The organism is Variovorax sp. GW531-E2 (assembly GCF_059423125.1).
The window spans coordinates 17824-42338 of record NZ_JBWKXQ010000015.1 but is presented as its reverse complement, the minus strand read 5'-3'; the positions used below and the strand labels follow the sequence as shown (position 1 = coordinate 42338).

Here is a 24515-nt window from a genome sequence, read left to right as displayed (position 1 = left end):
ACACCTCATGCAAAGCAAAAGACGAATCGCGCTGTCGGCCGTTGCTGGCGCGCTGGGCCTCGCTGGCTTCAGCGGCGCCTGGGCGCAGGCCAGCCCCGACTGCGGCCTCAACACCGGCAAGCCCGCCACGGGCGAGCCCATTCCCATCGGCGCGGTGGTCGGCAAGACCGGCCCCGACGACTTCAGCGCCTCGGGCCAGGCGGCGGCCGCGTACTTCAAGTGCGTCAACGCCAACGGCGGCATCCATGGCCGCCCGGTCGACTACCTCGTTCTCGACGACCAGTGGAACCCCGAGACGGCCGCGCAGGTGGCCTCCAAGCTCGTGAAGGACCGCAAGGTGGTCGCGCTCGTGGGCAGCACCAGCTTCGTGGAGTGCGGCGCCAACGCCAAGATGTACGCCGACGAGGGCGTGATGGTCATCGCCGGCACCGGCGTGCCGCGCGAATGCTTCAACGCGCGCAACTACGTGCCGGTGAACGCGGGGCCGCGCGTGTCGGCCACCATCGCCGCGATGTACGCCGCGCAGAAGTACAAGGCGAAGAAGATGGTCTGCATCATTCCGAACATCCCGAGCCTGGGCAACTGGGCCTGCGAGGGGCCCAAGGAATGGGGAAAGAAGAACGGCGTGGCGGTCGAGACCCTCACCATCGACCCCGGCTCGGCCGACGCCACCTCGACCATGCTGCAGGCCGCCGCGAAGAAGCCCGACACCATCATCATGAACGTGCCCAAGGGCATCCTGGTGCCGATGCTGGCCGCGGCCGAGCAGCAGAACCTGGGCAGGAAGATCCACTTCGTGTCGGCCGCGCCGGCCTACAACGTCGACGTGCCCAAGGCCATCGGGCCGTACTGGAAGGGCAACTTCGACGTCAACCTCGAGTTCAACCCGCTCGAATCGGCCGGGCCCGACAACAAGAACTGGCTGGCCGTGATGGACAAGCATGGTGCCAAGAGCGACCCGCGCGACACCTTCTCGCAGGCCGGCTACCTGGCCGCGCGCCTGGCCACGCAGGCGATGCTGAAGATGGACCCGAAGAAGCTCGACCGTGCCAGCGTGACCGACGCGCTGCGCAAGGTGAGCGACTTCCGCAGCGACATCCTGTGCAAGCCCTTCTACGTGGGCAGCGGCAACCGCCACAACGCCAACAACAGCGGCCCCATGGCCAGCCCGGACGGCAACGGCTGGCGCTTTGCACCCGGCGGCTGCCTCACGGCGGACGACCCGGAGCTGGTCGACATCCGTGCCGACGAGCAGAAGATGGGCCTGAAGTAAGCGCGCCGGGCCATGGAGGACTACCTGCCTTTCGTCATCTCGGGCCTGGGCCTGGGCGCGGTGTACGCGCTCTCGGGCGTGGGGCTGGTGGTGCTCTATCGCTCGTCGGGCGTGCTGAACTTCGCCTTCGGCGCCATCGGCGCGCTCGGTGCGTACGTGGCCTGGACGCTGCTCGAAGCCGACTGGCCGCAGGGCCTGGCGTGGTGCGCGGCGGTGCTCGCGGCCATGGCGCTGTCGCTGGCCTACGGGCGCCTCTTGGCGCCGCGCCTGTCGCACCGCGACCCGACCATCCGCAGCATCGCGACCCTGGGCTTCGCGCTCGTGGTGGTGGGTTTCACCGAATGGACCTGGGGCGAGCAGCCGCGCCGCCTCGTGCTGCCGACCGATGGCGGCGCGCTCGAGTTCGTGCTGGGCGAGGTCGAGGTGCGGCTCACGCACACGCGCGCGCTCGGCCTGGCGCTGGCGGTGCTGATGATGGGCGGCGTCGGCCTGCTGCTGTCGAAGACGCGCGTGGGCCTGAAGATGCGCGCGCTGGCCAACGACCGCGACCTGAGCGCGCTGCTCGGCATCCGCGTGCTCGGCGTTGACACGGTGGCGTGGATATTGAGCGGTGCCTTTGCGGGCGTGTGCGGGCTGCTGCTGGCCAACATCGTGCGGCTGCAGGCCACGCTGCTGACATTTCTCGTGATCCCGGCCTTTGCCGCCGCCATCATCGGCCGCCTGCATTCGCTGCCGGCCACGGTGGCGGGCGGCATCGCCATCGGCGTGCTGGAGGCGCTGGCGATCACGGTGCCGGGCTTCGCGGCCTTTCGCACCGCCACGCCGTTCCTCATCGCGCTGGCGATGATCGTGTTCTACCGCGCGGGGACGCGGTCGGCATGAACGCGTCGATCCTCGAAGGCGCCATGCCCGCGTCCGACGCCGCACCCGCCGCGCTCGCGCAGGCCACGCGCCGCGCCCGCCACTCGCTCGTGCTCATGGTGGCCTGCGTGCTGCTGATCGGCTGGGCCGTGCCGTGGTTCGCGAACGCCTACTGGATCAAGACGCTCACCTCGTCGCTCGCGCTGTCGGTCGCGGCGGCCGGCGTGGCGCTGCTCTATGGCCAGCTCGGGCTGGTGTCGCTGTGCCAGTACGCGCTGCTGGGTGCGGGCGGCTGGGTCGCGCTGCGCGCGGGGCACGGGCTGGGCTGGCCCTTCGAGCTGTCGGTGCTCGCGGGCGGGCTGTTGTCGTGTGTCGTGGGCATGCTCGCGGGGTTGCCGGCGCTGCGGCTCAAGGGGCTGTACCTGGCGCTCGTCACGATGATGATGGCGGGCGGCTTCCAGGTGGTCGTCAACGTGACGGGCTTTCCCGATGGCGGCGCGGGCTGGCTGGGCCGCGTGTTCGGCAGCGAGCGGCTGATGATGCCGCGCCCCGCGCTGGCGCTTTCCGACGCCGCGTACTTCCGCTACGTCGCCGTGTGGCTGGCCGCGGTGCTGGCGCTGATCGAGCTGCACCGGCGCACGCGCGCGGGCCGCTCGTGGGCGCTGATCCGGCGCGGCGAGGCGGCGGCCGTGGCGGCCGGCGTGAACATCCTGCGCTACCAGACCTGGGCCTTCGGGCTCGCGGGCTTCTGCGCCGGCGTGGCCGGCGCACTGCTCGCGGGCGGCGTGGGGCAGCTCGACGGGCGCGCCTTCACGGCCGGCGAATCGGTGATGCTGTTCGCGCTCACGGTGGTGGGCGGCGTGTACCACTGGGCCGGCGCGCTCATCGCGGGGCTGCTGCTGCGCGCGGTGCCGGCGCTGCTGACCGACTTCGGCGTCAACGGCTACCTCGCGATGATCTTCTTCGGCGTGGCGCTGCTGCATGCGCTCATCACCGCGCCGAGCGGCATCGCGGGGCAGCTGATGGGCGCGTTCGACGCGGTGCGCCAGCGCTTCGCCGCATCGAAGGACAAGGACGCCGCGCCATGATCCGCATCGACGATCTCACCGTCGCCTTCGGCGGTGTCAAGGCCATCGACGCGCTCACGGCCCAGCTCGATGCGCCCGTGTGCGGCCTCATCGGGCCGAACGGCGCGGGCAAGACCACGCTGGTCAACGTGCTCAGCGGCCTCGTGTCGCCCAGCGCCGGCCGCGTGGCGGTGGACGGCGCCGACCTGCTGGGCCTGAAGCCCATCGCGCGCGTGCGCTTCGGCCTGCGCCGCTCGTTCCAGACCGAGCAGGTGGTGGAAGACCTCAGCGTGTGGGACAACGTGCGCGCGCTGCTCGATCACGTGCCGCACGCGCGCGGCGAGGCCACAGCGCAGGTGGCGCGTGCGCTGTCGCACACCGGCCTGCTCGACGTGGCAACCGTCATGGGGCACCGCCTCAACCTGTTCCAGCGCCGCATGCTGGAGCTTGCGAAATCGCTGGTCGGTGCGCCCAAGCTGCTGCTGCTCGACGAGCCCGGCGCCGGCCTCACCGAGCAGGAAGCCGGCGTGCTGCGCCGCACGATCGGTGCGGTGCATGCGTTCTGCGGCGCGCAGGTGCTGCTCATCGACCACGACGTCGACCTGATCGCCGCGACCTGCACGCAGACCCTGGTGCTCGACTTCGGCCGCCGCCTTGCGCTCGGCCCGACGCGCGAAGTGCTCGACGATCCGGCCGTGCGCAAGGCCTACCTGGGAACGGAGTGACCACCCCATGCTGAACGTGACCGATCTGCGCCTGCAGCGCGGCGGCAAGGCCGTGCTGCACGGCATCGACCTGCAGGTGCCGCCGGGCGAGGTGACGGCGCTGCTGGGCGCCAACGGCGCGGGCAAGTCGAGCACCGTGATGGCGATCGGCGGTGTGCTGCCGCTCACGGGCGGGCGCATCGAGGTGGAAGGCCACGCGCTGCACGGCCAGCGGCCCGAGCGCGTGCGCGCACTCGGCGTGGCGGTGGTGCCGGAAGGGCATCGCGTGCTCGGCGAGCTGTCGGTGCTCGACAACCTGCGCGCCGCCGCGACCGCGCTGCCTGCGGCCGGCGTGGCCGATGCGGTCGAGCGTGTGCTCGGCGTGTTCCCCGAACTGCGCGTGAAGCTCGCGCTGCCCGCGCGTTCGCTGTCGGGCGGACAGAAGCAGATGGTCTGCATCGCGCAGGCGCTCATCGGCAAGCCGCGCTACCTCGCGATCGACGAGCTCTCGCTGGGGCTCGCCCCTGCGGTGGTCAAGCGGCTGGTCGAGGTGGTGCAGCAGGTCGCGCGCGAGGGCGTGGGCGTGCTGCTGATCGAGCAGTTCACGACGGTGGCGCTGGCCGTGTCGAGCCGCGCCTATGTGCTGGAGCGCGGGCGCATGGCCTTTGTGGGCTCGTCGGAAGAACTGCGCAGCCGGCCGGAGATCCTGCACAGCAGCTATCTCGCAACGGCCTAGGCGCGCTCCTTCTGCGCCTTCCGTGCGGTGGGCATCACGAAGGCCTGGAAGTAGTCGCGCAGCCGCGCGGTGAACTCCTCGGCGATGGCCGAAGGCGCCGACTGCGGCGAGAACGCCATCGACACCTCCACCGGGCAGCGCGGCGACAGCGGCAGGATCTTCAGGTCACGCGCGAACACCGAAGCCACGTAGGGGTTGACGATGCCGACGCCGGTGCCCTGCGCCGCCATCATGCAGATGGTGACCGAGTAGGTCGTCTCGACCGTGGCGGCGCATTCGATGCGGTGTTGCTGCAGCGTGCGCTGGAACTGCTGGTGGATCTCGTCGTCGGCATTCAGCGTGAGCAGCACCTGCTGCTTCAGGTCGCGCACATGAATCGCGTCGCGGTGCGCCAGCGCATGCCCGGGATGCACGACGCACACCGCGCTGGCCTTGTGCAGGCTGACCGCGTCGAGCTGCGGGTCGTGGAAGGCGGCGGTGCTGAGCGCGACGTCGTACAGGCCGTAGAGCAGGCCTTCGCGCAAGGCGTGCGTGCCGACGGTCTGCAGGTTGACGTGCACCTCGGGGTGCAGCCGCGAGAAGGCATGGATCACCTGCGGCATCACACCGAGCCCGAGCGCCGGCGTGCAGCCCACGCGCAGCGAGCCCGCGCCCGACTTGCGCAGCACCGCCACGCTCTGCTCGATGCGGTCCAGGCCCAGGAAGTGGCGCTGCACGGTGTCGAACAGCTGGCGCGCCTCGTGCGTGGGGCGCAGCCGCCCCTTGTGGATGTCGAACAGCTTGAGCCCGGTGGCATGCTGGATCTGCGAGAGCAGGCGGCTCACGGAGGGCTGCGTGGTGTGCAGCAGGGCCGCCGCGGCGGTGGTGGTGCCGGTCTGCATCACGGCGCGAAAGGCCTCGATCTGGCGGAAGTTCAATGGGCGCGACATGCGGGGGCTCCTGGGGCTGCACGGTGCAAGGCAGAAAGCATGGCATATCTTTTCTGCATAGCCTGTGAATGAAAATGAATTTTTCAGAATGATGCTGCGTTCCTAGACTGCGCCCTATCCACCCCCTCCATCGCGCCGTCGCGGCGCACAGCAAGGAAGACGCATGACACAGCACTGGCCCCGCAGGGCCGCCGGCCTCGGCCTTCTCGCACTGGCCCTGGGCGTCGCTTCGATGTCGCAGGCATCGCAGCCGCAGGCCTACCCCGACCGCATGATCCGGCTCGTGGTGCCCTTCACCGCCGGCGGCAGCTCCGACGTGCAGGCCCGCATGCTGGCCGACCGCCTGGGCAAGCTGTACAAGCAGTCGGTGGTGGTCGACAACAAGCCCGGCGCCGGCGGGCACATCGGCGGCAAGTTCGTGGCCGATGCACCGGCCGACGGCTACACGCTGCTGCTCGGCTCGATCGGGCTGCACGCGACCTACGGCGTGTTCAAGAAACTGAGCTACGACCCCGCGACCGACCTGAAGGTGGTCACGGTGCTGGCCGAGATGCCGCACGTCGTGGTCGCCCACCCCGCGCTGCCCGCCAACGACCTGAAGCAGCTGATGGCGCTGGCGCGCAAGCAGCCGGACACGATCAACTTCGGCTCGGCCGGCGTGGGCTCGTCCGTGCACATGATCGGCGAGCTCTTCAAGCTCACGGCCAACGCGCCGATCGTGCACGTGCCCTACAAGGGCAGCACGGCCGCGCTGAACGACCTGCTGGCCGGGCAGATCCAGCTGATGTTCGAGAACCCGCCGACCACGCTGGCCCACATCCGCGGCGGCAAGCTCAAGGCGCTGGCCGTGACGGGCAAGACCCGCCTGCCGGCGCTGCCCGAGGTGCCGACCGCGATCGAGTCGGGCTTTCCGGCCTTCGAGGCCACCTCGTGGACCACGGTGGCGGTGAGCGCCAAGGTGCCCGACGCCATCGCCGACAAGCTCAATGCCGACATCCGAAAGATCGTCGCGGCACCGGAGTTCCGCAAGGGGCTGTCGGAGCAGGGCATGACGCCGGTGGCGAACACGCGAGATGTCGCGACGAAGTTCATCGCGGCCGAGAAGCTGCGCTGGGACCAGGTGATCCAGCAAGGCCGCATTGCCGCGGAGTGAGCCCCATGTCGACGAACCCACTTCCCGAGCAACCCCGCCTCGCGCCCGTGCCCTGCCGCCGCGTGGGCGATGGCGCGCAGCACCATTTCTTCGGCTACTACAACAAGAGCGCCTGGGACCGCAGCGGGCGCTACCTGCTGGCGCAGCAGGTGCCCTGGATGGACGCCGAACTCACGCCGGCCGCCGCCGCCCGCGTCGGCTATTTCGACCTGCAGGACAACGACCGCTTCCACGCGGTGGGCGACACCACCGCATGGAACTGGCAGATGGGCAGCCAGCTGCAGTGGCTCGACGGCGCGCCGGGTAGCCAGCTGATCTACAACAGCCGCACCGGCGATGCCGATGCGTTCTACCCCGGCTTCGGTGCCACGGTGCTCGATGTCGACACCGGCGCCAAGCGCCTGCTGCCGTTGCCGATCTACGTGGTGGCCCCCGACAGCCGGTGGGCCTTGAGCGTGGACTACCGGCGCCTGTACATCACGCACCGGACCATCGGCTACAGCGAGGCCGGCGGGCCGTTCGAGCTGCCGCTCGCACCGGCCGACGACGGCATCCACGCGACCGACCTGGCCACCGGCACGGCGCGGCTGCTGCTGAGCTACCAGGACCTGCGCCGGTTTCATCCGCGCGCGTCGATGGACAAGGCGATCCACTGGGTGAGCCACATCGAGGTCAACCCGTCGTCGTCGCGCGTACTGTTCCTGCACCGCTGGACCGAGCGCGTCGAGGACGAGACCTGCTTTCTGCATCGCCTGCTCACGATGAATCCCGACGGCTCCGACCTGCGCCTGCTGGAGTGCTCCGACCATCCGCTGCCGCAGCTGGCGGACGACTTCGACCCGACGGCCGTGGGCACCTTCGACTACGAGAAGTCCGAGTACCAGATCTCGCATCCGCTGTGGCAGGACGACGAACACATCATCGTGTGGGGGCCGCATGCCGGGAAGATCCACTACCACCTGTACCACGACCGCATGGGCGGCAAGGTCCGCGTGATCGGCGACGGCGTGCTGGTGGAGAACGGCCACATGACCTTCTCGCCGGTCAACACGCGCTGGCTGCTGAGCGACACCTACCCCGACGCGCGCACGCACGAGCGGGTGCTGTTCCTGTTCGACATGGCCACCGGCCGTCGCCACGACCTGGGCAGCTTCTACGCCTCGCCGGCGCTGAGCAAGGAGAACCGGTGCGACCTGCACCCGCGCTGGCGCCGCGACGGGCTGCAGGTGTGCATCGACTCGGTGCACGAATCGCAGCGGCAGATGTACATCGTCGACGTGTCGGGGATCGTGGGCAGCCCCTGAAGGAGGTCGCCTAGTGCGTGAGCGCCGGCGACATCGCCCGCTGCGCCTCGCGCCGCTGGAACTCGCGCGGCGACACGCCGTACTGCGCCTTGAACACGCGGCAGAAATGCGCGCTGCTGTTGAAGCCCCAGGCGAAGGCGATCTCGGACACCGAGGCGCGGCCGCCCGCGGCCTGGCGCAGCGCCTCGCTGCAGCGCTCCAGGCGCATCTGCCAGATGAAGCGGTCGAGCGTCTGGTCTTCGTCCTCGAACACGCGGTGCAGGTAGCGCTTGGAGCAGCGCAGCTGCTGCGCGATGAGGTCGAGCGACAAAGCCGGGTCGGCCAGGTGCGCGTGCACGAACTGCTTCACGCGCGCCTTCAGCACGCCGGGCAGCGGCTGCGCGCCGAACTGCTCGTCAGCGTGCGTGGCGAGCGTGGAGGCCAGCAGGCCCAGCACGGTGTCGCTGACCGAGCGGCCGACGGCGTTGGGCAGCGAGGGCAGCTGGTCGGCCAGCGAGGTGAGGAACGAACCGAGCACCGCGTACAGCCCCTGCATGGCCGGCGTGTGGGCTTCGCAGGTGTGCAGGTCGGGCATCTTCATGCCCTTGAACTGCTGGCGCGGGATCGTGATGGCCAGCAGGCGCGAGCGCTCGGGGTTGGTGATGGCGTAGGGCACGCGCGGGTCGTACAGGCTCCAGTCGCCCGGGTGCAGGTGGAACTCGCGGTCGCGCTGCGAGATGTGGCCGTGGCCTTCGAGTTGCAGCACCAGCTTGTAGTGCTCGTCGAGCGCGATCTCGCGGTGCGTGTCGGGCCGCGCCACGCGGTGCGAAGGCGCCTCGATCATGAACATGCCCAGCGGGCCGAGCTCGTAGGCGTCCATGCGCGCGTCGAACGGGCCGGGGTCGAGGCACTGCACGCGCAGCGCGCCGAAGTACGACTCGTTGATGCGGCCCCAGCAGGCCTGCCGGTCGGCCGGGTGTTCGAGCCGGGTGCTGAAGTGGTGTGCGTTCATGCCGTGGTTCCCAGGGGGCGCCGGAAGCGCTGGTGCAGGATAGGCAGGTCGGCGCGCGCCATCATCGGTACTTCCACCCGGGGCGGCAGGGGCGGTGCGCTCCCGGTCAACGGCCGGTGCGCGCTGGGTCAATGCCCGCGGGTCACACCTTCTCAGACGACGGGCACGCGGCCCGCGTCAGCCGGGTCGACGTTGCGGCGGTACAGCATGAGCGTCGCGATCAGCCCGCAGGCGGCGGCGGCCGTCATCCACAGGCCGGGCGCGCCCTTGTCGCCGGTCATCTCGATCAGGCCCGTGGCGATGGCCGGCGTGAAGCCGCCGAACAGGGCCGTCGCAAGGCTGTAGGCCAGCGAGAAGCCGGCGGTGCGCACGCTGACCGGCATCACCTCGGTGAGCGCCACCACCATCGCGCCGTTGTAGCTGGCGTACAGGAACGACAGCCACAGCTCCACCTCGAGCATGCGCGCGAAGCTCGGCGCGCCGACCAGCCACTTGAGCGACGGATAGGCCGTGAGGATGGTCAGCACGGTGAACAGCACGAGCAGCGGCTTGCGCCCCACGCGGTCCGACAGCGAGCCCATGACCGGCAGCCAGAAGAAGTTGGAAATGGCCACGCACAGCGTGACGATCAGCGCGTCGGTCGTGCTCAAGTGCAGCACGGCCTTGCCGAAGGTGGGCGTGTAGACGGTGATCAGGTAGAACGACACGGTGGTCATCGACACCAGCATCATCCCGGCGACCACGAGGCCCCAGTTGGCCACCATCGAGCGGAAGATCTCGCGCGCGTCGGGGCGGTGCTTGCGCGCCCTGAACTCCTCGGTTTCCTGCAGCGAGCGGCGGATGATGAACAGCACCGGCACGATCAGGCAGCCGACGAAGAAGGGAATGCGCCAGTAGAAGTCGCCGATCTCCTGCGGCGTGAAGGTCACGTTGAGCCAGTAGCCGAGCGCGGCGGCGACGACGATGGCCACCTGCTGGCTGGCCGACTGCCAGCTCACGTAGAAGCCTTTGCGGCCCGGCGTGGCCATCTCCGACAGGTACACCGACACGCCGCCCAGCTCGACGCCGGCCGAAAAGCCCTGCAGCAGCCGTCCGACCAGCACCAAGAGCGGCGCGATGACGCCGATGGTCGCGTAGCTCGGCACGCAGGCGATGAGCAGCGTGCCGACGGCCATCAGTGCGAGCGTGACGATCAGCCCCTGGCGGCGGCCCACGCGGTCGACGTACGCGCCGAGAAAGATGGCCCCCAGCGGCCGCATCAGGAAGCCCGCGCCGAAGGTCATGAAGGTCAGCATCAGCGACGCGAACTCGTTGCCCGCGGGGAAGAAGGCCTTCGAGATCTGCGTGGCGTAGAAGCCGAACAGGAAGAAGTCGAACATCTCCATGAAGTTGCCGCCGGTCACGCGCAGGACGGTGGCGAATTTCGAGGAGGAATGCGCGTTGGCAGGCGCGGAAGTCATGGTGTGTCCCCTGGGGCGGTGTTGTGGGCCCAAGGGTAGGTCGGGGTTCCCGACCTGCACCTGACGAGGGGAGTCAGGTAGCTGTCAATGCAGCGCGCCGCGCAGGCCGGCGGCGCGCGTGCGGCACGCTCAACTCTTGTACTTGATCGAACACCCGTACGGCCGCGTGCTCGCCATCGACACCGGTTTTCCGCCGGTCACTTCGCCCAGCGCCTGGTTCACGTAGTTGGTGGCGGTCTTGATGTCGTCCACACGGGCCGAGGCGATGCTGTCGATGCCGCCGGCATACACCAGCGTGCCCTTGGGATCGATGATGAAGATGTGGGGCGTGGTGCGCGCGCCGTAGACCTGGCCGATCACGCCGTCTTCGTCCATCAGCACGGCGGTGGGCGAGGCCTTCTGCGACTTCATCCAGGCGTCGAGTGCGTCGGCCTTCAGGTAGTCGCTGGCGGCGCGTTCGGTGGAGTTGATGGCGAGCCAGACCACGCCCTTGTCGGTGGCGGCCTTCTGCGTGGCCGGCATGTTGCCGCTGCCGTAGTGCTTGCGCACGAAGGGGCAGCCGGGGTTGGTCCATTCGAGCACCACGAACTTGCCCGCGAAGTCAGACAGCTTGTGCTTGGCGCCGGTGGTGTCGACGGCCACGAAGTCGGGCGCCTGCTGGCCCACGGCGGGCGCGGCGAAGGCGTTGGTGCCCATGAGAAAGGTGGCGCCCAGCGCGACGGCGGCGGCCACGACGGCGCGGCGGGAAGCGCGGCTGAGGGCGGCGCGTGCCTGGCGCGCGGCGCGAAGGGAGCGTGAGTCGACAGTGGGCGAGAGCGTCATGGCCAGCTTGAACTCCAAAAAACAAAATTCCAAACAACAACTGCAGCTTAGAACGGTTTCTTCAAGTGCGTGTGACAACCCATGACAGCGGCGTTGTCATCTTGTTTCAATTCACCGCATCGGCGCTCAAAGCGCTGCCAACGCGGCGCGCACCTCGTCTTTGCTGAGGATTTCGGTCAGCACGACGGGCGCCTTGCCCGGTGCCTGCAGCACGTACACCGGCACGCCGCTGCGGCCCAGCGCGGTGAGCGCGGCGGTGATGGCGGGGTCGCGACGGGTCCAGTCGGCGCGCAGCATGGCGACCTGCTTCGTGTCGAAGTCGGCGAGCACCTCGGCGTCGGCCAGCGTGCTCTTCTTGTTGTACTGGCAGGTCACGCACCAGGCGGCGGTGAAGTCGATGAACACGGGCCGGCCCGCGGCCGCCATGTCGCTCACGCGCTGGGCCGACCACGGCTGCCAGCGCTCGCCGTCGTTCGGTGCTGCCGAGGCCAGCTTCGCAGTCGGTTCAGGCACCTGCACGATGTTGCGGCCGATGGTGCCGGCCAGCACGGCGGTGAAGGCGATCATCACGGTGGCGATGACGACGCGCGTGCGTCCGGTCAGCGTGAGCGCCCACACCACGGCGGCCAGGCACACCAACAACGCGAGCAGCGTGCCTGCGCCGTCGATGCCGCTTTGCTGGCCCAGCACCCAGACCAGCCAGGCCACGGTCGCGAACATCGGGAAGGCGAGCAGGCGGCGCAGCGTGTGCATCCACGGGCCCGGCTTGGGCAGCAGGCGCGCCACGGCCGGCACGAAGCCCGCCACCAGGTAGGGCAGCGCCAGGCCCAGGCCCAGCGCCGCGAACAGCAGCAGCGCCTGGGCCGCCGGCAGGCCGATGGCAAAGCCCAGCGAGGCGCCCATGAACGGCGCGGTGCAGGGCGAGGCGATCACCACGGCGAGCACGCCGGAGAGGAAGTCGTTGGCCAGCGGGTGCTTGGCCTGCGCGCTGCACACCGACTGCGGCGCCGCGCGGCCGAACTCGAACACGCCGGCCAGGTTCAGGCCGAGCAGGGTGAAGAGCGCCGCCAGCGCCGCCACCACGTCGGGCGACTGCAGCTGGAAGCCCCAGCCGAGCTGCGCGCCGGCCGCGCGCAGCGCCAGCATGGCGCCGCCCAGCGCGAGGAACGACAGCATCACGCCGCCCGTGTAGGCCAGCCCCGCCTTGCGGTGCGCGCTGGCGTTGCCGGCCTGGCGCGCGAAGCCCAGCACCTTGATCGCGAGGATCGGGAACACGCAGGGCATCAGGTTGAGCAGCAGGCCACCGAGCAGCGCACCGAGCAGGGCGACGATGAAGGTGCCGGCGGGCTGGGCCTGCGCAGCGGCAGCAGGGGTCGCCGCCTGGGCCGCGTTGGCTGCCAGCGCCGCCTGCAGCGCGGGCGACACCTCGGCGGCGCGCGGTGCGGCGGTGGCGGCGGGCCAGGTGCCCGACACCGGCGCCTCGGCGCGCCAGGCCACGGGCTGGCCGGCCTGGCGGTCGGCCTCGGCCAGCGCCACCACCACCGGCATGGCGGTGGGGCTTTCGCTGCGCTGGTCGGCCAGCGGCACGGTGGCGGTCCAGGTCGCGCCGTCCCAGGTCTGTGTCCAGTCCTTGCCGGACACGGCCGCGGTGCGGATCACCTCGGGCGTTTCGGGGAAGAACTCGAGCGTCTTGCCGCGCACGGCGGCGGGCAGGCCGTCCAGGCGCACCTTCAGTTGCTGGCCCTCGACGGCGATGGTGCCGGGCGCGCCCAGCGGCTCCGGCTGCGCGGCCTGCGCGGTGTCGAAGGCCGCCTTGTTCAGCGCGGTCGAGCCGCGCGTGGGCAGCGAGAGCGTGAACTCGCCCTCTTCAGGAATGCATTCCTTGCGGCAGACCAGCCAGGAGGCCTGCAGCTTGATGTCCATGGCCGGCGAGCCGCCGGTGAGCGCCGCGTCGGGCTTGTAGAGCGTGGAGACCTCGAGCGGCACCGGCAGCAGCACGGTGTTCTCGTAGCCGTAGTTGGCGAGCGTGCCAACCGGGATCTTCTTGGGCACCGGCCAGGCGATCTCGCCGGTCGAGACGCCGGCGGGCAGCGTCCACTTCAATTCCGTCGGAAGGCCCGAGTCGCCGGCGTTCTTCCAGTAGGTATGCCACTCGGGCTGGTGGGTGATCTGCAGTCCGAGCCAGACCGGCGCGCCGGGCGCCACGCCCTGGGGCGCATGGGCGACCAGTTCGGCGCGCACGTGGGGGGTGGTGACCACGGCCCCGGTCTTCGGGGCCAGCTGGGCCGCAGCCGGCATGCAGGCTGCGGCGGTAGCTATCAGAAAAGTAGCGAAAGAGATGCGCGAAAAGGTCATGCCGGTCAGTCGGAGCCAGAGGGCGGGGCGAAGTTCCTGGGGGCCGGGTCTTTCCCGAGGCTCAGGCCGCGGTGGCCGAGGGCCAGCCCAGGACCACGCGCCGGGTGGTCGCGCTCTTCTTCTCGATCTTCGTGACGACCATGGCGCCGATTTCCGCCGTGTTGGCCACGTGCGTGCCGCCGCAGGGCTGGAAGTCGATCGACGGCGCGCCGCCGTCTTCGCCCGTACCGCCGATGCGGATGGTGCGCACCGTGCCCGTGCCGCGCGGCGGCTGCACGCTCATGCTCTTGACCAGCGCGGGGTTGGCGTCGAGCTCGGCGTCGCTGATGGCGCCCACGGTCAGCGGGTGGGCGGCCTCGACCAGCTTCGCGAGGCCGGCGGTGAGCGTTTCCTTGTCGAGCGGGTCGGTGATGTGGAAGTCGATGCGCGCGTACTCGGGCGTGATCGAGCAGCCGTTCACCGGCACCGGCACGAGGTGGCACAGCAGGTGGCTGGCGGTGTGGAAGCGCATCAGCCGGTGGCGGCGCTCCCAGTCGAGGCGGGCGGTGACAGTGTCGCCGGGCGCCAGCGCGGCCAGCAGCTCGGCCTGGTCGGGCGCGGGCACGTGGACGAATTCGGCGGTCGGCTGGCCCTCGGCGTCCTTGGCCTTGCGGGTGTCGGCGATGGCGATTTCGCGGCCGTCGGCGAGCACCAGCGCGCCGGCATCGCCGGCCTGCCCGCCGCCCAGCGGATAGAACACGGTGCGGTCCAGCACGATGCCGGTGTCGTCGATGCGCAGGATGCGGGCTTCACAGGTGCGCAGGTAGGCGTCGGCGCGGAACAGGTCGTCGGTCATGCGGCGATGGTAGCGACGATGCGCGAAGGAGGTGCGCGCACGCCGGAAAGCGCCCACGACCGACACGCCCGCGCCGTGCGATTGCGCATGATCCGGCGGTCTGCGGCCGCCTGCCGCGCAAGGAATCCGCATGAACGCATCGCCGCACCTTCCCGTCCGCCTCGCCTTGTCCGCAGCGGCCGTGGCCGCCGTGCTGCTCGTCGCCGGCTGCGGCGAGACCGCCAAGCTCGCGCCCGAGCTCACGACCGGCCCCCGGCCGCAGCTGGCCGATCCGAACAAGACGCTGATCCCCACCGTCAACGTGGCGCCCGCCGTCGGCTGGACCGACACTGCCGCGCCCACCCCCGCCGAAGGCCTGCGCGTGACGGCGCTGGCGCGCGGGCTGGACCACCCGCGCTGGGTCTACACCCTGCCCAACGGCGACGTGCTGGTGGCCGAGAGCAACAAGCCGCCCAAGCCCGAAGGCAGCGGCGCCGGCGGCCCGGTCGCCAAGGTGCGCAACTGGGTCATGGGCAAGGTCATGGGCCGCGCGGGCGCCGGCGTGCCCAGCGCCAACCGCATCACCTTGCTGCGCGACGCCGACGGCGACGGCCTGGCCGAGGTGAAGCAGGTGTTCCTGGCGAACCTCAGCTCGCCCTACGGCATGGCGCTGGTCGGCAACGAGCTCTTCATCGCCAACGCCGACGCGCTCGTGAAGGTGCCCTACACCGAGGGCCAGACCTCGGTCAGCGCCACGCCCACCGTGGTGACGGCGCTGCCCGCCGGCCTCAACCACCACTGGACCAAGAACGTCATCGCCAGCGCCGACGGCAGCAAGCTGTACGTCACGGTCGGCTCCAACAGCAACATCGGCGAGAACGGCATGGCGGCCGAAGAGGGCCGCGCCGCGATCTGGGAGGTCGATGCGAAGAGCGGCGAGAAGCGCCTGTTCGCCAGCGGCCTGCGCAACCCCAACGGCCTGGGCTGGGAGCCCGAGACGAACGTGCTGTGGACCGTGGTGAACGAGCGCGACGAGATCGGCAGCGACCTCGTGCCCGACTACCTCACCTCGGTGAAAGACGGCGCCTTCTACGGCTGGCCGTGGAGCTACTGGGGCGGCGTGGTCGATGCGCGCGTCACGCCGCAACAGCCCGAGCGCGTGGCCAAGGCGCTGGCGCCCGACTACGCGCTGGGCGCGCACGTCGCGCCGCTGGGCCTGGTGTTCTCGCACGCGCGCGGCATGCCGCCCGAGTTCGCGAACGGCGCCTTCATCGGCGAGCACGGCTCGTGGAACCGCAAGCCCAAGTCGGGCTACAAGGTGGTGTTCGTGCCCTTCATCGGCGGCAAGCCGAGCGGGCCGCCGGTCGACGTTCTCACGGGCTTCCTGAGCGCCGACGAAAAGGCCCACGGCCGGCCGGTGGGCGTGGCGCTGGACAAGGGCGGCGCGCTGCTGGTGGCGGACGATGTGGGCAACGCGGTGTGGCGCGTGTCGCGCAGCAAGCCGAACTGAAGCGCGATCAGCCCCGGCGTGCCGACGACAGGCGCGGCACCAGCTGGGCCGCCGGCCCGTCGACGCGGCGCCGGCTCGTGTCGCCGCGCAGGTGGTCGAACAGCAGCGCAATCGCCTGCTGCGCCACCTCGTCCAGGTGCAGGTCGACGGCCGTGAGCGGCGGCACGCAGGTGCGCGCGCGCAGGCCGTCGTAGCGCGTGGCGACCATCACGTCCTCGGGAATGCGCCGGCCCGATTCGCGCACCGCCGTCACCGCGCCGGAGGCGAACGCGTCGACCGGCACGCAGAAGGCGTCGATGTCGGGGTGCGCCGCCAGCAGCGCCAGCGCCGCCTGCCGGCCCCCGTTCTCGCCCTCGGCCTCGTCGACCAGCGACAGCAGCGGTGCCTGCCCGCGCGCGGCGGCGAAGGCCTGGTAGGCCGCCTGGCCTTCCACATAGGAATTGCGCGCGGCTGAGCCGAGGATCATCGCGACCTTGCGCGCGCCCTGGTCGTGCAGGTGCTCGAGCAGCAGGCGCGTGGTCCGGCCCGAGTGGATGTCGACAAAGGGCGGCATCGCCGGCCCGTCGGCCGCTTCCTCGGCCGGCTTGCCGATGGCCACCACCGGCAGGCCGCGCCGCAGCAGATACGCCAGGTTGGGGTCGCCCGCCGAGGGCTCGATGACCAGCGCGCCATCAACGTCGAGCAGCTCCATCGGCACGCGCCCGGTTTCCATCGGCGGCGCCAGCACCAGCGCCAGCCGGCGGTCGAGCGCCGCGGCGGCCGCCACGGCCGCCACCTCCATCAGGAAGCCCAGGCGCGACGGGCCGCCGGCCACCGCGAACGGCATCGACGACAGCAGCACGATCATGTGCGCCTCGCCCGTGCGCAGCCGCTGCGCATTGCGGTTGGGCCGGTAGCCCAGCTTCAGCGCCGCCTGCTCGACGCGCGCGCGCGTTTCCGCGTCGACCTGGCCCCGGGCGTTGAGCGCGTGCGAGACGGTGGTCGGCGACACGCCCGCTTCGCGCGCCACGTCCTTGATGTTTGCCCGCGGCGATGGATTGGTGCTCATCCCGTTGACCTTTTCGAAAAGCGGTGATTCAATTCCCAAATCGTTTTGGGGCGCCATGCCACGGAATGTACTTCACCCGCTTCGGCGGCTTTTTTTGCCAGTGCGCCCAAATCGATTTGGGCGCGGTCCCGGTTCAAGGATTCCATGATGTCCCGTGTGCCCGATGCCTCTGCTGTGCCCCCGGTCGCGCCTGTCGGCGCGCCTTCCGCCATCGCCCCGGTCGATGCGGTGCTGCCCCTGTCGCAACTGCTGCTGTTCGGCCTGCAGCACGTGCTGGTGATGGCGGCCGTGCCGATCACCTCGGTGTTCCTCGTGGCCAAGGCGCTGGGGCTGGAGTCCGCGCTCACGGTCAACCTGATCAGCGCCACCTTCCTGCTGTGCGGCGTGGGCACCCTGCTGCAGTCGTTCGGGCCGTGGAAGTTCGGCGCGCGCCTGCCCTTCGTGATGGTGCCGGGCGGTGCGCCCATCGTGATGTTCGTGACCATCGCCCAGCAGCGCGACCTGCAGACCGCCTCGGGCGCGGTGATCCTCACGGCGCTCTTCTACTTCCTGGTGCTGCCGGTGTTCGCGCGCTGCCTGCGCTACTTTCCGAAGATCGTCATCGGCACCTTGCTGCTGCTGGTGTCGATCAACCTCGTGAAGGTGTACGGCGGCATCATCGCGGGCAAGGCCGGCACGTCCACCTTTGCCGACCCGGTGAACATCGGGCTGGCGCTGGCGACCATCGGCTTCACCGTGCTGTTCGCGCGCGTGTTCAAGGGCACGCTCGGCCAGCTCGCGGTGCTGCTGGGCCTTCTGGCCGGCACGGTGCTGGCCGCGGCCTGCGGGTTGATGGATTTCAGCAGCGTGGCGGCCGGCCCCTTCTGGAGCGCGCCGACGCTGCTGCCCTTCGGCATGCCGCGCTTCGACCTGGTGGCGGCCGTGCCGCTGCTCATCTTCAGCATCATCTCGATGGTCGAGGCCACGGGGCAGACCGTGGCGGTGGCCGAGGTGGTGGGCCGCAAGATCGATGCGCGCGACGTGGTGCCGCGCACCATCCGCGGCGACGCGCTGGTGTCGCTGGCGGGGGGCCTCTTCGGCACCTCGATGATCATCACCAGCGGCGAGAACATCGGCATCGTGCGCGCCACCAACGTGCGCTCGCGCTACGTGACGGCCGCGGCCGGCGTGATCCTGATCCTCATCGCGCTGTCGGCGCCGCTGGGCCGGCTGGCCAGCGCCATTCCGTCGGCCGTGGTCGGCGGCACCGCGATGGTGGTGTTCGCGATCATCGGCACCATGGGCATCGACATGCTGCGCAAGGTCGACCTGCACGAGCGCGGCAACATGTTCGTGCTGGCCGGCGCGCTGACCATGGGCCTGCTGCCCATCGTCGTGCCGGGCCTGTACAGCCGCTTTCCCGACACGCTGCAACTGGTGCTGGGCAACGGCCTGGCCATGGGCTCGCTCACGGCGGTGGTGCTCAACCTGGTGTTCAACCGCGTGCCGGCGGACAGCCCGGCCATCGCACCGGCGCCGCAATGAGCGACGCGCGCCTCTCCCTTTCTTTTCCTGTTCTCTCTTTTCACCATGTCTCCTGAACTCGATGCCGCGCACTTCGCGGCCGACGAGCTGCTGCTCGTTCCCGACCACCTGATGCTGCGCGACGGCCCCGCCACCGGCCATGCCGTGCGCATCGAAGGCGGCCGTTTCCGCGAGGTCGGCCCCGCCGACGCGCTCATCGCCCGCCACCCGCAGCTCACGCCGCTGCACCTGCCCGGCAAGCTGCTGATGCCCGGCATGATCGATGCGCACCACCACCTCACGCAGTCCTTCGGCAAGTCGCTGGCCTATGGCGAGCCGTCCGAGATCTTCCGACGCGTGTGGGTGCCGCTCGAGTCGAGCCTGGACGACGAGTTCGTCTACATGGCCTCCAAGCTCGCGGCGCTCGAATCGCTGCGCGGCGGCTTCACCACCGTGTGCGACGCGGGCACGCGCGCGCCGGGCGACATCGGCGCCGTGGCCGCCGCCGTGCAGGAGGCCGGGCTGCGCTGCGTGCTGGGACTGATCTGCAACGACGGCGGCAACGACAGCAGCGCCGCCGAACGGCAGGCGATCCAGTCGCATGCCGCGCAGTTCCTGCAGCAGTGGTCGGACGCGCCGCTGGTGCATCCCTCGCTCGCCATCTCGGTGCCCGAGGCGGCGTCCGACGAGATGCTGGTCGCCGTGTCGGCCCTGTGCGCCGAGGCGCGCACCGTGTTCCAGACGCACGTCAACGAACACCTCGCCTCGGTCGAGCGCTCGGTGGTGCAGCGCGGCAAGCGGCCGCTGGAGCTGCTGGCGCACCTGGGCGCGCTCGGCCCGCAGGTGCTCATTGCGCACGGCACGCTGGTCACGCCTTCGGAACTCATGGTGCTGCGCGACACCGACACCGCCGTGAGCTACAACCCCGTCGCCAGCCAGTGGAAGGGCAACGCCGTGGCGCCCGCGAACCTGATGGCCGCGCTGGGCATCCGCTTCGGCCTGGGCACCGACGCCACGCGCAGCGACGCCTTCCGCCTGATGGACGCGGCCGAGGCCGCGCAGAAGCTGGCCTTCGGCATGGCCATCGGCGATGCGTCCAGCGGCGGCGGCTGGACCTGGTTCGACCACGCGACGCACGAAGGCGCGCGCGCCGTGGGCCTGGGCCACCTCACGGGCGAGATCGCCGTGGGCAAGGCGGCCGACTTCCTCATCGTCGATGTCGACACGCCCGAGATGTGCACCTCCGTCGACCTCACGTGGGACCTCGTGCGCCTGGGCAACCGCGACCAGATCGTGGCCGTGTTCGTCGACGGACGCCTGCGCCTGTGGGAAGGCTGGCCGCCCGACTGGGATGCGCGCGCGCTGCAGCGGCAGCTGGCGCGCGTCGCCCACGCGGCCATGGACCGCGCGCCCATCGTGCGCCTGCATCCCCCGGCCGCCGCGCACCGCCGCCTGGCCTCGGAGCGGCACTCGCAGTGAGCGCGCAACACCTTGTCCTCGTCTCGCTCGCCGTGCTGTTCGCCGCCTTCGTGCAGGGCGCGACCGGCGTCGGCTTTGCGCTCATCGCCGCGCCGGTGATCGGCATCGTGCGCCCCGACCTGCTGCCCGTGTGCGTGCTGGTGCTGATGCTGCCGCTGAACTTCTACGTGATGTGGCGCGAGCGCGGTGCCATCGACCGCACCGGCGCCAGCTGGATCACCGGCGGGCGCCTGCTCGGCACCGTCGGCGGCCTGTGGGTGCTGGCGGCGCTGAGCGCGAGCCACCTGTCGCTGTTCGTTGGCGCCTCGACCATCGCGGCGGCGCTGGTCACGTTGATGATGCCGGCCTTCTCGCCGGGCCGCACCGCCTTCGTGGCGGCGGGGCTCGTGACCGGCGTCACCGAAACCGCGACCGGCATCGGCGGGCCGCCGCTGGCGCTGGTCTACCAGCACCAGCCGGCGCCCACCATGCGCTCGACCATCGCGCTGTGCTTCCTGGTCGGCGAGCTGGTGTCGCTGGCCACGCTGATGGCGGCGGGGCGCATCGACGGCTCACAGCTCTATGCCGCGGCCCTGCTGTTGCCCGCGCTCGTCGTGGGCGCGGTGCTCAGCCGCGTGGTGCATCGGCGCATCAACGGCCGCGTGCTGCGCATCTTCGTGCAGGTCTTCGCGATCGTGTCGGGCGCCGCACTGCTGCTGCATTCATTCTGAGGCGCGCTGCGCGGCCTGCCATGCCGCGCGGTCGATGCGAAACAGCCGGTGGCCGCGCAGCGCATCGCCTTCGGGCACTGCCGGATGCTCGAAGGCACCGGCCACGTCCTCGTGCATGCCCAGGCGCGCCATCACGGCGGCCGAGCGCAGGTTGCCGTTGGCGGTGAACGCCACGATCTCGCCGAGCCCGAGCCGTTCGAAACCGACCTGCAGCGCGCCGCGCGCGGCCTCCGTCGCGAAGCCCTGGCCCCAGCTGGCGCGCGACAGGCGCCAGCCGATCTCCACGCAGGGCGAGAAAGGCAGCGTGGCCATCGGCACGTTCAGGCCGGTGAAGCCGATGAACTCGCCGGTGTCCTTGCGCTCGACGGCCCAGAAGCCCCAGCCCTTCTGCGCGATGAGCGCCTGGGCACGGTGGGCCGCGGCGTCGCTCTCGGCGCGCGTGGGCAAGGGCAGCAGGAACTCCATCACCTGCGGGTCGCAGGCCAGCGCGAAAAATGGCGCGAGATCGCTCTCGCGCCATTGGCGCACCCGCAGGCGCGGGGTCTCGAATTCGATGAGGGGCGGATGTGTGCTTTCTTCGGTCATGCGACCGATTGTGCGCAAATCAGAACCCGGCCAGCACCACCTTGCCCTGCGCCTTGCCGCTCTCGATGAGCGCATGCGCCTTCTTCAAATTCGCTGCGTTGATGGTGCCGAAGCTCGCATTCGCCGTGGTGCGGATGCGGCCCGCGTCGACCAGCGCGGCCACTTCGGCCAGCAGCTTGCCCTGCTCGGCGATGTCGGGCGTGGTGAAGCGCGAGCGCGTGAACATCATCTCCCAGTGCAGCGAGATGCACTTGGTCTTCAGCGGCATCGCGTCGAGCACCTTCATGTCGTCGATCACCGCGAGCTGGCCCTGGGGCTTGAGGCTTTCGATGAGCTGCGCGTAGTGCTGGTCGGTCTGCGTGAGGCTGGCGACCATGTCGACTTCATCGATGCCGGCGGCCTTCAGTTCGGCGGCGAGCGGCTTCGAATGGTCGATGACGACGTGCGCGCCCAGTGCCAGGCACCAGGCGCGCGTTTCGGCGCGCGAGGCGGTGGCGACGACGCGCAGCTTCGTGAGCTGGCTCGCGAGCTGGATGAGGATGGAGCCCACGCCGCCTGCGCCGCCCGTGATCAGCAGCGTCTGGCCTTCGCCGCCGTCCTTGGGCACCTGGAGGCGGTCGAACAGCAATTCGTAGGCGGTGATGGTGGTCAGCGGCAAGGCGGCGGCTTGCGCGTCGTCGAGGCTCTTCGGGGCGAGGGCGGCGATGCGCTCGTCGACCGCGTGCAGCTCCGAATTGGCGCCGGGGCGAATGATGGAGCCGGCGTAGTACACGCGGTCGCCGACCTTGAAGTCCTGCACGCCGCTGCCGATGGCTTCGACGGTGCCGACCGCGTCCCAGCCCAGCACCTTGGCCTGGCCGGCTTCGGGGGCGGCGTTCTTGCGGACTTTGGTGTCGACCGGGTTGACCGACACGGCCTTCACGCGCACCAGCAGGTCGCGCGCGCCGGGCACGGGGGCGGGGAGTTCGATGTCCTGCAGCGATTCGGGGTTGTCGATGGGGAGAGGCTGGTGGTAGCCGACGGCTTTCATGGGAAGAGACCTTCTTTCTGGAACGATGGCTGGACTGTAGGATGACAACGTTTGTTTGATAAGGTGGCCTGAATCACCAACACTTTCAAATGAAGATTGAAAATATATCGGACCTGCAGGTGCTCGTGCAGACGGCGCGTGGCGGCACGTTGACGGCGGCGGGGCATGCGCTGGGGATCACGCCGGCGGCGGCCAGTGCGACGTTGAAGCGGCTGGAGGCGCAGTTGGGGGCGCGGCTGTTCGAGCGGTCGACGCGGGCGATGCGGCTGACGCCGCAGGGGCAGACGCTGCTTGACTACGCGGTGCGTGCTTTTGAACTGTTGGATGAAGGGGAGTCGCTGGTCACTGCGGATCGCGGCGAACTTGTCGGTACCTTGCGGGTGGCCTCGCCGTCGGACCTCACGCGCAGCACCTTGCTGCCTTGGTTCGACGAGTTCCTGGCGTTGCATCCGGGGGTGCAGTTGTCGCTGTCTGTCGGGGATCGGCCGCTGGACGTGATGCGGGACGAGGTGGACGTCGCGCTGCGCTACGGGGCGCTGGCCGATTCGCGGCTGGTGGCGCGGGCGTTTGCGCTGACGAACCCTGTGCTGACGGCTTCACCGGACTATCTGCGTCGGCATCCCTTGCCTCGGGTTCCGCAGGATTTGCTGCAGCACAACTGCCTGACGTTCAACCGGAGTGGGCGAAGGCACCGGGTGTGGCGGTTTGCGCAGTTGGGGCAGTGGACGGAGGTGCGGGTGAATGGGGATCGCAGTGTGGATGATGCTTCGCTGGCGCGGGAGTGGACGGTGGCGGGGTATGGGATTTCGCTGAAGTCTGCTTTGGATGTGCGCAGCGATATTCGTGAGGGCCGTCTTGTGCGGTTGCTGCCGGATTGGGACACCGAGCCTTATCCGTTGCATGCGCTGTTGCCCAGTGGGCGGTTTGTGCCGGCTCGGGTTCGGGGGTTTGTGGATTTCCTGGCGTTGAAGTTCGAGGGGTTGTTGGCTTTGGGCTGAGGGTTTGGTTTCCGGGGCCGGGTCTCGCCCCGGCGGGCGACTCACTTTCTTTGCTTCGCCAAAGAAAGTAAGCAAAGAAAGGCGACCCCACTGTCCGCGTCCCTCCGCTTCGCTGCGGGCAACCTGCGGTGCTCGCGTTTCGCGGGGTCTCGCCCAAACTCGCTTCGCTCAAACAAGGGCGAGCCCTGATCCGCGAAACGCTGCGCTCCTCGGCGCGGCCAGAGGGGAGGGGGAATGGTCGGGCCGTCGCTGCGCTCGGCCTTGGGGGGATCGCATCACTGCGTTCGCTCCCCCTGTTGTCCCTCGTCAGATCATCGGGGTCACGGCGCCATCCATCGCCACGATCGCGCCGGTCACATAGCTTGCCTTCGGCGACGCCAGGAAGAGCACGGTGTTGGCGACTTCCTCGGGCGTCGCGATGCGCCCCAGCGGCAGGCGCGCAGTGGCGCGCTCCAACGCTTCGTCGGTGTCGATGCCCTGCAGCTTCGCGTCGGCCTTCATGCCTTCCTGCAGCCGCGCGGTCAGCGTGAGGCCGGGGTTCACGGCGTTCACGCGCACGCCTTTGGCGGCATAGGCGGCGGCCATGCCGGCGCTCACGAGCATGAGCGCAGCGTTGGCCGCACCGCCGGCCATGTGGACCGGGCTCGCAACCTTGCCGCCCTGGCCGATCACATTGACGATCGCGCCGCGACCGCGCTGACCCATGCGCTTCACGACCGGGTCGATCATGTGGATGTAGGTGAAGTACTTGGCGTCCATCGCGTCGTGCCACGCAGCGGGCGTGAGCTCGTCGGGCGGGGTGCGGCGCGCGGCGCCTGCCGAGTTGACGAGCACGTCGACGGGGCCGAAGGCCTGCTCGGCGGCGTCGAGGGCGGCGACGGCACTGGCGGGGTTCTTGAGGTCGGCGGCGTGCAGGCTGACGCGGCCTTCGGCTTGCGGGAACGCGGCGAGCAGCGACTGCTGGCCCTGTTGCAGGTTCTGCAGGTCGCGCGAGACCAGGCTCACGCGCGCGCCTTCGCGCAGGAAGCCCAGCGCGCAGGCCAGGCCGATGCCCTTGCTGCCGCCGGTGATGAGAACGTGCTGGTCCTGGAGCTCGAGATCCATGTCGGGGGTCCTTGGAAGAAGGTGAATCTGTCTGCGGCGCTGCCGCCGCGCGATTGAATCACCGCCCCGAAACCCCTGC

Annotated in this window: 22 protein-coding genes; 12 read left to right on the top strand and 10 right to left on the bottom strand. The window is 70.1% G+C overall.

What is annotated here, in order from left to right:
- Nucleotides 1–7: 7 nt before the first annotated feature.
- Genes AC07XP_RS11795 through AC07XP_RS11775 form a run of 5 tightly spaced genes read left to right on the top strand, consistent with a single transcriptional unit; the run spans nucleotide 8 to nucleotide 4641 of the window.
- Nucleotides 8–1273, top strand: coding sequence for an ABC transporter substrate-binding protein (locus AC07XP_RS11795; protein WP_495264768.1), 1266 nt, complete (start codon nucleotides 8–10; stop codon nucleotides 1271–1273).
- A gap of 12 nt (nucleotides 1274–1285) precedes the next feature.
- Nucleotides 1286–2155, top strand: a complete 870-nt coding sequence (locus tag AC07XP_RS11790; protein ID WP_062476232.1) for a branched-chain amino acid ABC transporter permease — start codon at nucleotides 1286–1288, stop codon at nucleotides 2153–2155.
- A complete protein-coding gene (locus AC07XP_RS11785) occupies nucleotides 2152–3222 on the top strand; it encodes a branched-chain amino acid ABC transporter permease (protein ID WP_495264767.1) in 1071 nt (356 codons plus the stop codon). Before AC07XP_RS11790 ends, AC07XP_RS11785 begins: the two co-directional genes overlap by 4 nt.
- Nucleotides 3219–3926, top strand: a complete 708-nt coding sequence (locus AC07XP_RS11780) for an ABC transporter ATP-binding protein (RefSeq protein ID WP_307696637.1) — start codon at nucleotides 3219–3221, stop codon at nucleotides 3924–3926. The genes AC07XP_RS11785 and AC07XP_RS11780 overlap by 4 nt, the downstream gene beginning before the upstream one ends.
- Before the next feature lie 7 nt (nucleotides 3927–3933).
- On the top strand, nucleotides 3934–4641 hold the full coding sequence (locus tag AC07XP_RS11775; protein WP_495264766.1) for an ABC transporter ATP-binding protein: 708 nt from the start codon (nucleotides 3934–3936) through the stop codon (nucleotides 4639–4641).
- Here the strand turns inward: AC07XP_RS11775 and AC07XP_RS11770 are convergent.
- A complete protein-coding gene (locus AC07XP_RS11770; protein WP_495264765.1) occupies nucleotides 4638–5570 on the bottom strand; it encodes a LysR substrate-binding domain-containing protein in 933 nt (310 codons plus the stop codon). The two genes, AC07XP_RS11775 and AC07XP_RS11770, sit on opposite strands and share 4 nt — an antisense overlap.
- A 163-nt stretch (nucleotides 5571–5733) precedes the next feature.
- Here AC07XP_RS11770 and AC07XP_RS11765 point away from each other — a divergent pair, with 163 nt between their 5' ends.
- Both AC07XP_RS11765 and AC07XP_RS11760 read left to right on the top strand, forming a co-directional pair.
- Complete coding sequence (locus AC07XP_RS11765; RefSeq protein ID WP_495264764.1) at nucleotides 5734–6723, top strand: tripartite tricarboxylate transporter substrate binding protein; 990 nt, start codon at nucleotides 5734–5736, stop codon at nucleotides 6721–6723.
- 5 nt (nucleotides 6724–6728) lie between these two features.
- Entirely contained in the window at nucleotides 6729–8027 is a 1299-nt protein-coding gene (locus AC07XP_RS11760) for a hypothetical protein (protein ID WP_495264763.1), read from the top strand.
- Nucleotides 8028–8037: 10 nt separating this feature from the next.
- Here the strand turns inward: AC07XP_RS11760 and AC07XP_RS11755 are convergent, their stop codons facing one another.
- The 5 genes from AC07XP_RS11755 to AC07XP_RS11735 all read right to left on the bottom strand — a co-directional run bounded on the left by AC07XP_RS11755 (nucleotide 8038) and on the right by AC07XP_RS11735 (nucleotide 14490).
- A complete protein-coding gene (locus AC07XP_RS11755; RefSeq protein ID WP_095743481.1) occupies nucleotides 8038–9018 on the bottom strand; it encodes an AraC-like ligand-binding domain-containing protein in 981 nt (326 codons plus the stop codon).
- A 152-nt stretch (nucleotides 9019–9170) separates the two neighbouring features.
- Entirely contained in the window at nucleotides 9171–10478 is a 1308-nt protein-coding gene (locus AC07XP_RS11750; RefSeq protein ID WP_495264762.1) for an MFS transporter, read from the bottom strand.
- Nucleotides 10479–10607: 129 nt separating this feature from the next.
- Nucleotides 10608–11300, bottom strand: a complete 693-nt coding sequence (locus AC07XP_RS11745; protein WP_185993734.1) for a redoxin domain-containing protein — start codon at nucleotides 11298–11300, stop codon at nucleotides 10608–10610.
- A gap of 126 nt (nucleotides 11301–11426) precedes the next feature.
- A complete protein-coding gene (locus AC07XP_RS11740) occupies nucleotides 11427–13655 on the bottom strand; it encodes a protein-disulfide reductase DsbD family protein (protein WP_495264761.1) in 2229 nt (742 codons plus the stop codon).
- Between the two features lie 61 nt (nucleotides 13656–13716).
- Nucleotides 13717–14490 (bottom strand): alanyl-tRNA editing protein, encoded by a 774-nt coding sequence (locus AC07XP_RS11735; RefSeq protein WP_495264760.1) that lies wholly within the window; start codon nucleotides 14488–14490, stop codon nucleotides 13717–13719.
- A gap of 130 nt (nucleotides 14491–14620) precedes the next feature.
- Between AC07XP_RS11735 and AC07XP_RS11730 the strand changes: the two genes are divergently transcribed.
- On the top strand, nucleotides 14621–15979 hold the full coding sequence (locus AC07XP_RS11730; protein WP_495264759.1) for a PQQ-dependent sugar dehydrogenase: 1359 nt from the start codon (nucleotides 14621–14623) through the stop codon (nucleotides 15977–15979).
- Between the two features lie 7 nt (nucleotides 15980–15986).
- On the opposite strand, the gene AC07XP_RS11725 is transcribed toward AC07XP_RS11730, so the two are convergent.
- Entirely contained in the window at nucleotides 15987–17027 is a 1041-nt protein-coding gene (locus AC07XP_RS11725; protein ID WP_495264758.1) for a LacI family DNA-binding transcriptional regulator, read from the bottom strand.
- Nucleotides 17028–17174: 147 nt separating this feature from the next.
- Between AC07XP_RS11725 and AC07XP_RS11720 the strand changes: the two genes are divergently transcribed.
- Genes AC07XP_RS11720 through AC07XP_RS11710 form a run of 3 tightly spaced genes read left to right on the top strand, consistent with a single transcriptional unit; the run spans nucleotide 17175 to nucleotide 20719 of the window.
- A complete protein-coding gene (locus tag AC07XP_RS11720; protein WP_495264757.1) occupies nucleotides 17175–18551 on the top strand; it encodes a uracil-xanthine permease family protein in 1377 nt (458 codons plus the stop codon).
- 45 nt (nucleotides 18552–18596) lie between these two features.
- Complete coding sequence (locus AC07XP_RS11715; protein WP_495264756.1) at nucleotides 18597–20009, top strand: amidohydrolase family protein; 1413 nt, start codon at nucleotides 18597–18599, stop codon at nucleotides 20007–20009.
- A complete protein-coding gene (locus AC07XP_RS11710; protein ID WP_062480617.1) occupies nucleotides 20006–20719 on the top strand; it encodes a sulfite exporter TauE/SafE family protein in 714 nt (237 codons plus the stop codon). The genes AC07XP_RS11715 and AC07XP_RS11710 overlap by 4 nt, the downstream gene beginning before the upstream one ends.
- On the opposite strand, the gene AC07XP_RS11705 is transcribed toward AC07XP_RS11710, so the two are convergent.
- Both AC07XP_RS11705 and AC07XP_RS11700 read right to left on the bottom strand, forming a co-directional pair.
- On the bottom strand, nucleotides 20711–21304 hold the full coding sequence (locus tag AC07XP_RS11705) for a GNAT family N-acetyltransferase (RefSeq protein WP_495264755.1): 594 nt from the start codon (nucleotides 21302–21304) through the stop codon (nucleotides 20711–20713). The genes AC07XP_RS11710 and AC07XP_RS11705 overlap by 9 nt on opposite strands.
- Nucleotides 21305–21323: 19 nt before the next feature.
- The gene (locus AC07XP_RS11700; protein ID WP_495264754.1) at nucleotides 21324–22334 is read right to left on the bottom strand and encodes a zinc-binding alcohol dehydrogenase family protein; all 1011 of its coding nucleotides are present in this window, start codon (nucleotides 22332–22334) and stop codon (nucleotides 21324–21326) included.
- An 89-nt stretch (nucleotides 22335–22423) separates the two neighbouring features.
- Between AC07XP_RS11700 and AC07XP_RS11695 the strand changes: the two genes are divergently transcribed.
- Nucleotides 22424–23332, top strand: coding sequence for a LysR family transcriptional regulator (locus AC07XP_RS11695; RefSeq protein WP_495264753.1), 909 nt, complete (start codon nucleotides 22424–22426; stop codon nucleotides 23330–23332).
- Nucleotides 23333–23638: 306 nt separating this feature from the next.
- Here the strand turns inward: AC07XP_RS11695 and AC07XP_RS11690 are convergent, their stop codons facing one another.
- Nucleotides 23639–24436 (bottom strand): SDR family oxidoreductase, encoded by a 798-nt coding sequence (locus AC07XP_RS11690; RefSeq protein WP_495264752.1) that lies wholly within the window; start codon nucleotides 24434–24436, stop codon nucleotides 23639–23641.
- Nucleotides 24437–24515 lie beyond the last annotated feature (79 nt).

Excerpts from the sequence above, each read along its gene's own strand:
- AC07XP_RS11745 (WP_185993734.1), bottom strand. The coding sequence starts at position 11,300 with ATGACGCTCTCGCCCACTGTCGACTCACGCTCCCTTCGCGCCGCGCGC.
- AC07XP_RS11755 (WP_095743481.1), bottom strand. The coding sequence starts at position 9,018 with ATGAACGCACACCACTTCAGCACCCGGCTCGAACACCCGGCCGACCGG.
- AC07XP_RS11785 (WP_495264767.1), top strand. The coding sequence starts at position 2,152 with ATGAACGCGTCGATCCTCGAAGGCGCCATGCCCGCGTCCGACGCCGCA.
- AC07XP_RS11740 (WP_495264761.1), bottom strand. The coding sequence starts at position 13,655 with ATGACCTTTTCGCGCATCTCTTTCGCTACTTTTCTGATAGCTACCGCC.
- AC07XP_RS11715 (WP_495264756.1), top strand. The coding sequence starts at position 18,597 with ATGTCTCCTGAACTCGATGCCGCGCACTTCGCGGCCGACGAGCTGCTG.
- AC07XP_RS11695 (WP_495264753.1), top strand. The coding sequence starts at position 22,424 with ATGAAGATTGAAAATATATCGGACCTGCAGGTGCTCGTGCAGACGGCG.
- AC07XP_RS11765 (WP_495264764.1), top strand. The coding sequence starts at position 5,734 with ATGACACAGCACTGGCCCCGCAGGGCCGCCGGCCTCGGCCTTCTCGCA.
- AC07XP_RS11780 (WP_307696637.1), top strand. The coding sequence starts at position 3,219 with ATGATCCGCATCGACGATCTCACCGTCGCCTTCGGCGGTGTCAAGGCC.
- AC07XP_RS11750 (WP_495264762.1), bottom strand. The coding sequence starts at position 10,478 with ATGACTTCCGCGCCTGCCAACGCGCATTCCTCCTCGAAATTCGCCACC.
- AC07XP_RS11700 (WP_495264754.1), bottom strand. The coding sequence starts at position 22,334 with ATGAAAGCCGTCGGCTACCACCAGCCTCTCCCCATCGACAACCCCGAA.
- AC07XP_RS11735 (WP_495264760.1), bottom strand. The coding sequence starts at position 14,490 with ATGACCGACGACCTGTTCCGCGCCGACGCCTACCTGCGCACCTGTGAA.
- AC07XP_RS11760 (WP_495264763.1), top strand. The coding sequence starts at position 6,729 with ATGTCGACGAACCCACTTCCCGAGCAACCCCGCCTCGCGCCCGTGCCC.
- AC07XP_RS11725 (WP_495264758.1), bottom strand. The coding sequence starts at position 17,027 with ATGAGCACCAATCCATCGCCGCGGGCAAACATCAAGGACGTGGCGCGC.
- AC07XP_RS11730 (WP_495264759.1), top strand. The coding sequence starts at position 14,621 with ATGAACGCATCGCCGCACCTTCCCGTCCGCCTCGCCTTGTCCGCAGCG.
- AC07XP_RS11705 (WP_495264755.1), bottom strand. The coding sequence starts at position 21,304 with ATGACCGAAGAAAGCACACATCCGCCCCTCATCGAATTCGAGACCCCG.
- AC07XP_RS11690 (WP_495264752.1), bottom strand. The coding sequence starts at position 24,436 with ATGGATCTCGAGCTCCAGGACCAGCACGTTCTCATCACCGGCGGCAGC.
- AC07XP_RS11795 (WP_495264768.1), top strand. The coding sequence starts at position 8 with ATGCAAAGCAAAAGACGAATCGCGCTGTCGGCCGTTGCTGGCGCGCTG.
- AC07XP_RS11720 (WP_495264757.1), top strand. The coding sequence starts at position 17,175 with ATGTCCCGTGTGCCCGATGCCTCTGCTGTGCCCCCGGTCGCGCCTGTC.
- AC07XP_RS11775 (WP_495264766.1), top strand. The coding sequence starts at position 3,934 with ATGCTGAACGTGACCGATCTGCGCCTGCAGCGCGGCGGCAAGGCCGTG.
- AC07XP_RS11770 (WP_495264765.1), bottom strand. The coding sequence starts at position 5,570 with ATGTCGCGCCCATTGAACTTCCGCCAGATCGAGGCCTTTCGCGCCGTG.
- AC07XP_RS11790 (WP_062476232.1), top strand. The coding sequence starts at position 1,286 with ATGGAGGACTACCTGCCTTTCGTCATCTCGGGCCTGGGCCTGGGCGCG.